Here is a 247-nt window from a genome sequence, read left to right as displayed (position 1 = left end):
CTGACATTGATCAACAGGTCACCGAAGAACAGCTCGCTGGTCTTTTTATTCACTGCGGACAGGTTGTTGATTGTCGTATCTGTGGTGATCCAAACTCTGTTCTTCGTTTCGCCTTCATTGAGTTTACTGATGAAGAGGGAGCAAAGGGCGCTCTTAATTTATGGGGGACTGTGCTTGGATATTACCCACTTAAAGTGCTGCCTTCCAGAACTGCCATTGCGCCTGTTAACCCAACATTTTTGCCAAG

1 protein-coding gene is annotated in these 247 nt (G+C 46.2%); it reads left to right on the top strand.

Annotation, left to right across the window (positions count from 1 at the left end):
- A partial coding sequence (locus tag C6N31_RS47460) for an RNA-binding protein (protein WP_198359749.1) occupies window positions 1-247 on the top strand: 247 nt, incomplete at both ends.

This window comes from Streptomyces fildesensis (assembly GCF_016107395.1).
GTDB classification, from domain to species: Bacteria; Actinomycetota; Actinomycetes; order Streptomycetales; family Streptomycetaceae; genus Actinacidiphila; species Actinacidiphila fildesensis.
This window is presented reverse-complemented; position numbering and strand designations above follow the sequence as displayed.